Genomic DNA, 9,670 nt, shown 5'->3' with positions numbered 1-9,670 from the left:
ACATGTCGTTTATTCCCCCCCCCCCCCCCCCGCGCCCCCCCCCCCCGGGCCCCCCCCCCCCCCCCCCCCGCGGGCCCCCCCGGGGGGGGGGGGGGCGGGGGGGGGGGCCCGCGAGGCCTGGCTCATCGGCTGGCCGCCGGGCACCGGCACGGGCTGGCACGATCACGCGGACTCGGTCGGCGCGTTCCTCACCGCGTCCGGCCAACTCACCGAGAACTCCCTGGCCACGCGCCTGCCCACGGACGGCTGGAAGACCCTGGAGCTGTCCGAGGACGTCGACAGGGAACGCGCGCTGGGCCCGGGCACGGGGCGCGCCTTCGGCGTCCACCACGTGCACGAGGTCCTCAACCCGTCCCCCACCGAGCACGCCGTCTCGGTCCACGCCTACTATCCGCCGCTGCCGCGGATCCGCCGGTACAGCCGTACGGGTCAGGTCCTGCGCCTCGAGGCGGTCGAACGCCCGGAGGACTGGCAGTGACCACGCCCCCGAACCCTGTCCCCAATCCCGGCCCGAATCCCGGCCTGGACTCCGTGCCGGCTCCCGTCGGTATCGATGACCTGCTCGCGCGCGTGCGAGCAGGTCTCGACCGGATCGAGGCGCGCGAGGCCTTCGCGCTCGCCTCCGCCGGCGACGCCCTGCTGGTCGACATCCGCTACGCGGCGCTGCGCGAGCGCGACGGTCTGATCCCGGGCGCCCTCGTCGTGGAGCGCAACGAGCTGGAGTGGCGGCTCGATCCCTGGGGCAGCCACCGCTCCCCCGAGGCGACGGGCCACGACCTCCGCGTCGTGGTGGTCTGCAACGAGGGTTACGCCTCCAGCCTCGCGGCCGCGTCCCTGCGACAACTGGGCCTGCACCGGGCCACGGACCTCGTGGGCGGCTTCCAGGCCTGGCGATCGGAGGGGCTGCCGGTGACGGGGCCGGACGCCTGACAGCGCTGCTGGGGAGGACCCGGGAGGGCTGGGCACAGAAGGGCCTGCTCAGGAGAGGGCGCTGAGGAGGGGCGGTCAGGGGAACGGGCCCAAGGCGGACGGTCAGGAGAGCGGGCCCCGGGAGCGGACGGTCAGGAGAGCGCGCCCCGGGAGACGGTCAGGAGAGGGGGCTCAACGGAAGGCCTCGGGCTCAGTCCGGGAAGCCCAGGTCCTCCGTGTCCTCCCCCTCTTTCTCCAAGGCCTGTCTGACCACGCGGAGTGCCATGCCCTCCGGGTAGCCCTTGCGCGCGAGCATGCCGGCGAGGCGGCGCAGGCGCTTGTCCCGGTCGAGGCCCCGGGTGGAGCGGAGCTTGCGGGCGACGAGTTCGCGGGCGGTGTCCTCCTCCTGGTCCGAGTCCAGCTGCCCCACGGCTTCGTCGATCACGGCGGAGTCGACCCCCTTGGTGCGCAGTTCCCTCGCGAGGGCCCGGCGCGCGAGGCCCCGGCCGTGGTGTCTGGACTCGACCCAGGCGTCCGCGAAGGCGCTGTCGTTGATCAGTCCGACCTCCTCGAACCGGGACAGCACCTCCTCCGCCACCTCGTCCGGGATCTCCCGCTTGCGCAGCGCGTCCGCGAGCTGCTTGCGGGTGCGCGGGGTCCCGGTGAGCAGGCGCAGACAGATGTTCCGCGCCCGCTCCGCCGGGTCCCCTGACGGCTCCCCTCGCCCGGCCCTCGACGAGTCGGGGGAACCGTCGTCCTGCGCGGCGCCGGGCGGATCCCCGAACCCGCCCCGGCGCCGCCGCCCGCGCGACCCGCTTGCGGCGCGCGAACGTCCACCACGGCGCGGTCCGTCCACCGCGCCCTCCCCCGGAGCGACGTCGTACCCGGCTTCCCCGGGCACGGCGTCGTCGTACTGCCCGGCACCGCCGTGCCCCCGGTCCTCGGGGACGGCGGGGCCGGCGTCGTACTCGGCCCAGTCGGTGCGTCGTGTCACGGACTAGCTCTTGGCCGCCGCGGCCTTGGACTTGGCCGCCTTGGGCGCGGGGACCGACTTCGCCGCGTCCTCGGCGGGCGCCGTGGCCGCCGCCGCGTCCGTGCCCGGCTCGCTGCCCGGCTCCTCCGGACGGACACCGACGCCGAGCTTCTCCTTGATCTTCTTCTCGATCTCGTTGGCCAGGTCGGGGTTGTCCTTCAGGAAGTTGCGCGCGTTCTCCTTGCCCTGGCCGAGCTGGTCGCCCTCGTACGTGTACCAGGCGCCGGCCTTGCGGACGAAGCCGTGCTCCACGCCCATGTCGATCAGGCCGCCCTCACGGGAGATGCCCTGCCCGTAGAGGATGTCGAACTCGGCCTGCTTGAAGGGGGGCGCGACCTTGTTCTTCACGACCTTGCAGCGGGTGCGGTTGCCGACCGCCTCCGTGCCGTCCTTCAGGGTCTCGATGCGGCGGATGTCGATACGCACCGAGGCGTAGAACTTCAGCGCGCGGCCACCGGTCGTGGTCTCCGGCGAGCCGAACATCACGCCGATCTTCTCGCGCAGCTGGTTGATGAAGATGGCGGTGGTCTTGGACTGGTTGAGCGCACTGGTGATCTTTCGCAGGGCCTGGGACATCAGGCGGGCCTGCAGACCCACGTGCGAGTCGCCCATCTCGCCCTCGATCTCCGCACGCGGCACGAGCGCGGCGACGGAGTCGATGACGATGAGGTCGAGGGCGCCGGAACGGACCAGCATGTCGACGATCTCGAGAGCCTGCTCGCCGTTGTCCGGCTGCGACAGGATCAGGTTGTCGATGTCGACGCCGAGCTTCTTCGCGTACTCGGGGTCGAGCGCGTGCTCGGCGTCCACGAAGGCCACCGCGCCGCCGGCCCGCTGGGCGTTGGCGACGGCGTGCAGGGTCAGGGTCGTCTTACCGGAGGACTCCGGGCCGTAGACCTCGACCACACGGCCGCGCGGCAGGCCGCCGACGCCGAGGGCCACGTCGAGCGCGGTCGACCCGGTAGGGATGACCTCGATGGGCTCGTTCGGCCGCTCGCCCATGCGCATCACTGCGCCCTTGCCGAATTGCCGTTCAATCTGTGCGAGCGCGGCGTCGAGCGCCTTCTCGCGGTCGGTTCCTGCCATGGGTTCCACCCGGTTTGCTTGTGTCGATCGCTTCACGTCAAAGACGCTAACGCCTGCCACTGACAATCGGCCTCGACGCCCGTCCGCCTGTGGATAACTCGAGGCTCCTCGCCGGGCCACCGCCACCCGGACCCCTTGGGAATCCTGGGCAGCGAGCCCTTGGACACTCAATAAGAATGGATGTTCGATTTTAGTGTCAAGCGCACCACGCGGGGCACGGGCGACGGATCCGGTCCCGATACTGGTGCCATGGAACTCGTCTTCTTCATGACCCTGCCCGGGCTCGTGATCCTCCTGACGGTGATCGCCTTCACCGACCAGTTGCTGCTGCGCGCGGGCCGGGCCGGCGTGCTGCCGTGGCGCAACAGTGCGCGGCAGGGCCAGATATCGGCAACGGGGTTCGAGCAGCTGCACGCGAGCCTGTCGCCGGGCAAGCAGAACGAGCTGAAGGAGCGGCAGTCCGCTCTGGTGCTGCCCGACGGCGAGGACGACGGAGCGCCGCCGAACCGGACGACGGTGGATCTGGCCGGGGGCACCGCGGTCGTCCGCGTGCCGCGCCCGGACCCGTCGGCGCCGGCCCGTACCCAGGACTAGGCGCCGGCCCGTTCCCCTGGACCGGTCGGCCCGTCCCCCGGATCAGTCGGCCTGCTCCTGGTTCTGCCGGCGCCCCTGCACCGCACGTCGCAGGCGCGCCGCGAGCGACTCCCCGGTCCGTCTGCGGTGGCCGTGCACCCGCGGGTCGTCGGTGACGTCGTACCGCTTCACGTACGCGCCGAGGAAGGCCTGCAGCGTCGCGACCGCCGGAATCGCGATCAGCGCGCCGACGGCACCGAGCAGCGCCGTGCCCGCGATGACCGAGCCGAAGGCGACGGCGGGGTGGATGTCGACCGTCTTCGCGGTCAGCTTCGGCTGCAGCACATAGTTCTCGAACTGCTGATAGACCACGACGAAGCCCAGCACCCACAGCGCGTACCAGGGGTCGACCGTGAACGCGATCAGCATCGGCAGCGCGCCCGCCAGGTACGTGCCGATCGTCGGAATGAACTGTGAGACGAGTCCGACCCACATGCCGAGCACGGGCGCGTACGGCACGTCGAGCAGCGCGAGCAGGATGTAGTGCGCGATCCCGGAGATCAGCGCCATCAGACCGCGCGAGTACAGGTAGCCGCCCGTCTTGTCGACGGCGATCTCCCAGGCGCGCAGCACCTCGGCCTGCTTGGCCGGCGGCAGCACCGAGCACAGGGCACGCCGCAGCCGCGGGCCGTCGGCGGCGAAGTAGAACGAGAACAGCAGTATCGTCAGCAGCTGGAACAGCCCGCCGAGCACCTGTGTGGACACGTCCAGGACGCCGGTCGCGCTGTTCTGCACGTACTTCTGCAGCCAGTCCGAGTGGAGCAGGCTGTCCTGGACCTCGACCCGGTTGAGGTCCGTGTGGAACGTCTGGTTGATCCAGTTGATGACCTGGTCGAGGTACTTCGGGAAGTCCTCGAACATGTCCACGATCTGGCCCGCGAGCATCGAGCCGAGCAGCACGATGAAGCCGGCTCCGGCGATCATCACGCCGAGGAAGACGATGCCCGTGGCGAGGCCGCGACGCATGCCCCGGCCCGCCATCCAGCTCACGGCGGGCTCCACGGCGAGTGCCAGGAAGAACGCGATCAGTACGTTGATCAGCAGCCCGGTGACCTGGTGGAAGGCCCAACTGCCCAGCTGGAAACAGGCGATGAGGGTGAGGGCGAGCACCATGGCGCGCGGCAGCCAGCGCGGCATGCCCGCGCGCGGCACCGGGCCGGGAGGCGCCGCGGGGGGCGTCGTGCCGGGCGGTGCGGCGTCGGCCGTCTGGAGGGTCTCGTCTGTCGCTGCCACCGTGCCAGTCTCGCCCACGTCACCGACAACCCGTGACCGCCCCCGATCCGTCACCCTGCTCAGCGCTTCTCCGCCGGCACGTTCATCGCGGAGCACACGACGCGCCAGACGTCCTTCGCCTCCCAGCCGTCGTCGAGCGCCTGGTGGACCGTGCGCCCGCCGAGCCCCGCCATCACGTGGTCGCGCGCGAACGTGTCCGCGTACCCGGATCCGAAGTGATCCGCCATTAGCTGCCAGAAGACCGTCAACCGCATGACCCCAGTATCCCGCCCTTGAGAGTGCAGCCGGGCCCGGGGCACTTGTCGTACGGGCTGTGCGCCCTACGGTCGGAACATGGCCGGAACCGGAGCATCCCCACGCCCCTCATCGCCCTCCTCACCCTCCTCGCCCCCGGCGTCGCGGCTCGCGCGGGCCGAGGCGTTCATCTGGTCGACCGCACGCGTCCTGGAGCAGCGCCGCTTCGCCTATCACTTCCTCACGGGCGAGTCCGACGCCGCCGCCGATGCCGTCGAGACCGCCCTGAACGCCTACGGCACCGAGGACGACGGCTACGGACACGCGCTCGAACCCGATCTGCGGGGTCCGGTCAGCCAGCCCCTGCACACCGGGCACGCGCTCCGCGTCCTGGACACGATCGGGCGCTGTTCGGGCCGGCGGGCGGACCACGTGTGCCGCTATCTCACCGCCATCTCCACTGCGGAAGGAGCCCTTCCGGCGGTGCTTCCCAGCCAGCGCGGCTACCCCCATGCCCCGTTCGTGCCGGTGGTCGACGACCCGCCGAGCGAGCTGCTCGCCACCGGTCCCGTCGTCGGTCTGCTGCACCGCAACGAGGTGTGGCACGCCTGGCTGTTCCGGGCGACTGAGTTCTGCTGGGCCGCGGTCGACTCCCTGAAGACCTCGCATCCGTACGAGATCGAGGCGGCGGTCGCCTTCCTCGACGGTGTGCCGGACCGCTCACGCGCGCGTGCCGCCGCCGACCGGCTCGGCCGCCTGGTGCGCGAGCAGCGCCTCGCCGTGCTGGACCCCGCGAAGCGGGACACCTACGAGGTGTCGCCCGGCTACGCACCGGGTGAGCATCATTTCCCGCACGACTACGCGAAGACGCCGGAGTCACTGGCGTGCGCGTGGTTCACCGACGAGGAGATGGCGCGTTCGCTGGACCACCTGGAGAGCGAGCAGCAGGAGGACGGCGGCTGGCCGGTCAACTGGCGCCAGTGGTCCCCGGCGGTCGTCCTGGAGGCGCGCCCCCTTGTGACCGTCGAGGCGCTGCGCACCCTGCGCGCCTACGGGCGCCCCTTGTAGGAAGCGTCCGACTTCTAGGAAGCGTCCGCCTTGTAGGAGGACTCCGACGCGAGCGGCCTGCCCGCGTCCTCCATGGCAGGTGTCCGGTCCGCGCCGTCCGCCTCGTCCGCGTCTCGCAACAAGAGGGCCGCGATCGCGAGTGCGGTGCCCCGTGGGGAGGAGAGATCGAGGCCGGTCTGTTCGGCGATCTTCGCGAGGCGGTTGTCCACCGTGTTCGGGTGCAGTCCGAGCGTTCCGGCGGTCGCCCTGCGGTCCTGCTGGTGGCCCAGGTGTGTGCGCAGCGTCTCCAGGAGCTCGGGGCGCGTGGCGATCGGGTCGAGCAGGGCGGCGATGCGGCCGCTGCTCTCGTCGCGCCGCGACAGGTGGTACTCGAGCAGGACGTCGTCGAGCCGGTGGAGGCCGTGCGGGAGGCCGCACACGCGCGCGATGCGCAGGATCTCGGTCGCGGTGCGGGCCGCCTCCGCGATCCGGCCGGGCTCGTCGGCCCGCACGGCCGCCACGCGGACGCGCAGGCCGCTGGCCCGGCGCAGGAGCCGCGGCAGGTCGCCGGACGGCTCGCAGTCCCCCGGGACGACGACGCGGCCGCCGTCGGCCTCGACCACGGTCAGCACGTCCGCGCCGAAGGCGTGCTCCAGCACGCTCTGCACGCGGCGCAGCCGGCGCCGCACCGCCACGGGGCCTTCCTCGGGGGGTGCCTCCAGACCGAGCGCCAGCACGAGCGCGGGCCCTTCCAGGCGGAACGGGGCGAGCAGCGGGTGCCCGGGCGGGAGCATCCCGTCGAGCAGGCCCCGCACCGACGACCGCCGTTGCGCGCGCCGCTCGGCCTCCAGGGCGGACCGCTCGTCGAGGTAGGTCTCGGCGACGGCGCCCACGACTCCGGTGTGGGAGCGCAGGAGGGCGTCGACCAGTTCGAGAAGCGCGGGTTCCTCACCGGGGCGTGCGACGTCGCGCAGGGTCTGCCAGAGCGCGTAGACGCCGAGGGTGTGGGTGCGCAGCAGGAGGTGCAGCGGCATGCCCTCCTCGGCGCGCTGGGCGGCCCGCTCGCGGAACAGCCGGTGGTCGCCGTCCCGGCCCCGCCCGCCGCCCCCGGCCTCACCGGGCTCGCCGACCTTGCGCAGGAACAGGCGGACGCCGTGCCGCGCGGTGGCCGCGATCTCGATGTCCTTCACGTCGTCGGGCAGCTCGGCGTAGCCCGGGAGGGCCTCGAAGGACTCCCGGGACATGCGGCGGGCCAGTTCGTTGACGCGGGGTTCGCAGCGGGCGGCCAGGGACCGCGCCTCGGGCGACAGGGGCACGTGCGGGGCCTCCCTCGGCTGGGCCCGCGGGGTCGGGGCGCTGGGAGGCGTCACCTTACCCACGCGCCCCGCGCGGATCGGTCATCCGGTTACCCAGGCGCCCCGCGCGACTCGGTCATCCGGTTGCCCAGGCGTCCCGCGCGGTCCGGTCATCCGGCCAGCGCGCGCACTCCCGCCGTGACCACGACGGCGGCGCCGACCACCACGAGGAACGGGGCACGCAGCACCAGGGCGACGGCCGCCGCCGCGACCCCGGCGGCCTTGGCGTCGAGCACCAGGACGCGGCCGTCCGCGAACGTCTGCTGGGCCGTGAGCGCCGCCAGCAGAGCGACCGGCAGCAGCGCCGAGAGGCGCTGCACCACAGGGCGTTCCAGCGCGCCGGCGGGCACGAGCAGGCCGATGAGCTTGACCGCGTAGCAGCCGACCACGGTGACTCCGATGGCCATCCAGAAGTTCATCGGTGCTCTCCTCCTTGCGACGCGCGACGCGACGCGCGCCGGTCACCGCGCTTGCGGCCCTCGGCCCAGAGCACGGCCGGTGCGGCCAGTGCGGCGACGAGTACGGGCACGCCCGCGGGCAGCACGGGCAGCAGTCCCAGCCCCAGGACGACGGCGATGCCCGCGACAGCACGCTCCGTGGTGCTCTTCAGCATGGGTGCGAGCAGGGCGAGGAACACGGCCGGTCCCGCGGCGTCGATGCCCCACGCGTCGGTGTCGCCGAGGGCCTCCGCGCCGAGGGCGCCCAGGAGGGTGGTCAGGTTCCACAGCACGTACAGGGTCAGGCCCGTCACGGTGAAGCCGATCCGGGCGCTGCGCCGGGTCGGCTGCGCGAGGGAGACGGCGGCTGTCTCGTCGATCACCCAGTGCGCGGCGAACGGGCGCACCGCGCGCGGCAGAGCGAGCAGTTGGGAGAGCCGCAGCCCGTAGAACGCGTTGCGCACCCCGAGGAAGAAGGCGCCCGCCGCCGCCGTGAACGGGTTGCCGCCACCCGCCAGCGCTCCGACGAGCGCGAACTGCGAGGCCCCGGTGAAGACCAGAAGGCTGAGCGCGCACGTCTGGAGCACGGTGAGGCCGCTGCCCGCCGAGGTCACGCCGAAGGCGAAGCCGGAGAGTCCGACGGCCACGCCGACGCCGAGCGCGTCCCGGACGACGGCGGCATCGGGTTTGCGGGCCCCGTCGCCTGTCTCCTCGGCCCGTATGTCTGTCGATGTCGGCTGTCGTTCGGTCGACTGTTCTTCAGCCGCCTGTTGTTCAGCCAGGTCCTGTTCTGCCACGTCGTGAACGCTACGAGAGGCGGGCCTCAGCGGTCTTGTACGTTCTTGCGCTCCCTCGTGCGCTCTTTCTGGTAGGCGCCCGGCGGCACCCCGACGATGCGGGTGAAGTGCCGGTTCAGATGGGGCTGGTCCGTGAAACCCACTGTCGCGGCGACGTCGGCCGGCGGTGTGCCCGCCTCCAGGAGGCCGCGTGCGCGCCGCACGCGCGCGTCGGTGAGCCAGGCGTGCGGCGGCATCCCGTAGGCGTCGCGGAACGCCCGCAGGAGGGCGAAGGGGCTGGTGCCCAGTTCGGCCGCGAGGGCGTCGAGGGAGGGCGGGTCCGTCATCCGGTTCTCCAGGAGCTCCCGCGCGCGGGCCGCGGCGGCGGCCCCGGCGGAGCGGCGCGGCCGGGCCTCGATCGCGGTGCCGTGGTCGCGGAGCATCCGGGCGAGCACGACCCGGAGCAGACTGTCGGCGGCCAGCGCGTTGCCCTGCTCCGCCGCGCGGTGCACCTCACGGATCAGCCGCGCAGCGTAGGGGTCGGTGACGATGGGCTCCGCAAAGGCGGCGCTGCCGCGGACCGTGGTGGTCTCGGCGGCGACCTCCGCGACGAGCTCGGCCGACGGGTACAGGGTGAAGTACGCCCACCCGTCGGGCCCGCCCGCCTTCGCGGTGTGCGCGACCTCGGGGTTGATCATGACGACGCTGCCGGGGCCCGCGTGGAGCGTGTCGCCGGGTATGCCCACCGCCTCGACGCCGTGCGTGACCGCGCCGAAGACGAAGCCGTCGTGGCTGTGGCGCGGGAAGGTGTGCCGGACGTAGCGGGCGCGCAGCAGGTCGAGTCCGGGCAGCCGTTCGTACTGCCAGTGCCGTGCCCATTCGCCCTGTCCCGCCATGGCCTCCATTCTGCGTCATGTCACGCGCCGT

11 protein-coding genes and 1 pseudogene are annotated in these 9,670 nt (G+C 72.6%); 4 read left to right on the top strand and 8 right to left on the bottom strand.

The features are described 5' to 3' along the window. Window positions 1-103: 103 nt before the first annotated feature. Both ACFW9D_RS13580 and ACFW9D_RS13575 read left to right on the top strand, forming a co-directional pair. Window positions 104-478, top strand: a pseudogene (locus tag ACFW9D_RS13580) (cysteine dioxygenase); the annotation flags it as partial. Window positions 479-522: 44 nt separating this feature from the next. Continuing rightward, window positions 523-930: a rhodanese-like domain-containing protein gene (locus ACFW9D_RS13575; RefSeq protein ID WP_384621362.1), complete on the top strand. Its 408-nt coding sequence runs from the start codon at window positions 523-525 to the stop codon at window positions 928-930. 190 nt (window positions 931-1,120) lie between these two features. Here the strand turns inward: ACFW9D_RS13575 and recX are convergent, their stop codons facing one another. Both recX and recA read right to left on the bottom strand, forming a co-directional pair. After that, on the bottom strand, window positions 1,121-1,903 hold the full coding sequence (recX, locus tag ACFW9D_RS13570; protein WP_384621330.1) for a recombination regulator RecX: 783 nt from the start codon (window positions 1,901-1,903) through the stop codon (window positions 1,121-1,123). A gap of 3 nt (window positions 1,904-1,906) precedes the next feature. Further along, window positions 1,907-3,028 (bottom strand): recombinase RecA, encoded by a 1,122-nt coding sequence (gene recA / locus ACFW9D_RS13565; RefSeq protein ID WP_188336479.1) that lies wholly within the window; start codon window positions 3,026-3,028, stop codon window positions 1,907-1,909. Window positions 3,029-3,277: 249 nt separating this feature from the next. Between recA and ACFW9D_RS13560 the strand changes: the two genes are divergently transcribed. Then, window positions 3,278-3,622: a DUF6191 domain-containing protein gene (locus ACFW9D_RS13560; RefSeq protein ID WP_384621327.1), complete on the top strand. Its 345-nt coding sequence runs from the start codon at window positions 3,278-3,280 to the stop codon at window positions 3,620-3,622. A gap of 42 nt (window positions 3,623-3,664) precedes the next feature. Here the strand turns inward: ACFW9D_RS13560 and ACFW9D_RS13555 are convergent, their stop codons facing one another. Together ACFW9D_RS13555 and ACFW9D_RS13550 are read right to left on the bottom strand one after the other, a co-directional pair. After that, entirely contained in the window at window positions 3,665-4,894 is a 1,230-nt protein-coding gene (locus ACFW9D_RS13555) for an AI-2E family transporter (RefSeq protein ID WP_223205913.1), read from the bottom strand. Window positions 4,895-4,953: 59 nt separating this feature from the next. Next, a complete protein-coding gene (locus tag ACFW9D_RS13550) occupies window positions 4,954-5,148 on the bottom strand; it encodes a DUF3046 domain-containing protein (RefSeq protein ID WP_384621323.1) in 195 nt (64 codons plus the stop codon). 79 nt (window positions 5,149-5,227) lie between these two features. Here ACFW9D_RS13550 and ACFW9D_RS13545 point away from each other — a divergent pair, with 79 nt between their 5' ends. After that, window positions 5,228-6,196: a hypothetical protein gene (locus ACFW9D_RS13545; RefSeq protein ID WP_384621321.1), complete on the top strand. Its 969-nt coding sequence runs from the start codon at window positions 5,228-5,230 to the stop codon at window positions 6,194-6,196. A gap of 14 nt (window positions 6,197-6,210) precedes the next feature. On the opposite strand, the gene ACFW9D_RS13540 is transcribed toward ACFW9D_RS13545, so the two are convergent. From ACFW9D_RS13540 to ACFW9D_RS13525, 4 genes are all read right to left on the bottom strand, one after another. Further along, the gene (locus ACFW9D_RS13540; protein ID WP_384621318.1) at window positions 6,211-7,491 is read right to left on the bottom strand and encodes a PucR family transcriptional regulator; all 1,281 of its coding nucleotides are present in this window, start codon (window positions 7,489-7,491) and stop codon (window positions 6,211-6,213) included. A 149-nt stretch (window positions 7,492-7,640) separates the two neighbouring features. Then, on the bottom strand, window positions 7,641-7,949 hold the full coding sequence (locus ACFW9D_RS13535; protein WP_384621316.1) for an AzlD domain-containing protein: 309 nt from the start codon (window positions 7,947-7,949) through the stop codon (window positions 7,641-7,643). Next, window positions 7,946-8,689: an AzlC family ABC transporter permease gene (locus ACFW9D_RS13530; protein ID WP_384621360.1), complete on the bottom strand. Its 744-nt coding sequence runs from the start codon at window positions 8,687-8,689 to the stop codon at window positions 7,946-7,948. Before ACFW9D_RS13530 ends, ACFW9D_RS13535 begins: the two co-directional genes overlap by 4 nt. 101 nt (window positions 8,690-8,790) lie before the next feature. Further along, on the bottom strand, window positions 8,791-9,648 hold the full coding sequence (locus tag ACFW9D_RS13525) for an AraC family transcriptional regulator (protein ID WP_384621313.1): 858 nt from the start codon (window positions 9,646-9,648) through the stop codon (window positions 8,791-8,793). Window positions 9,649-9,670 lie beyond the last annotated feature (22 nt).

The organism is Streptomyces sp. NPDC059524, from assembly GCF_042749255.1.
Lineage (GTDB): Bacteria > Actinomycetota > Actinomycetes > Streptomycetales > Streptomycetaceae > Streptomyces > Streptomyces xanthii.
This window is presented reverse-complemented; position numbering and strand designations above follow the sequence as displayed.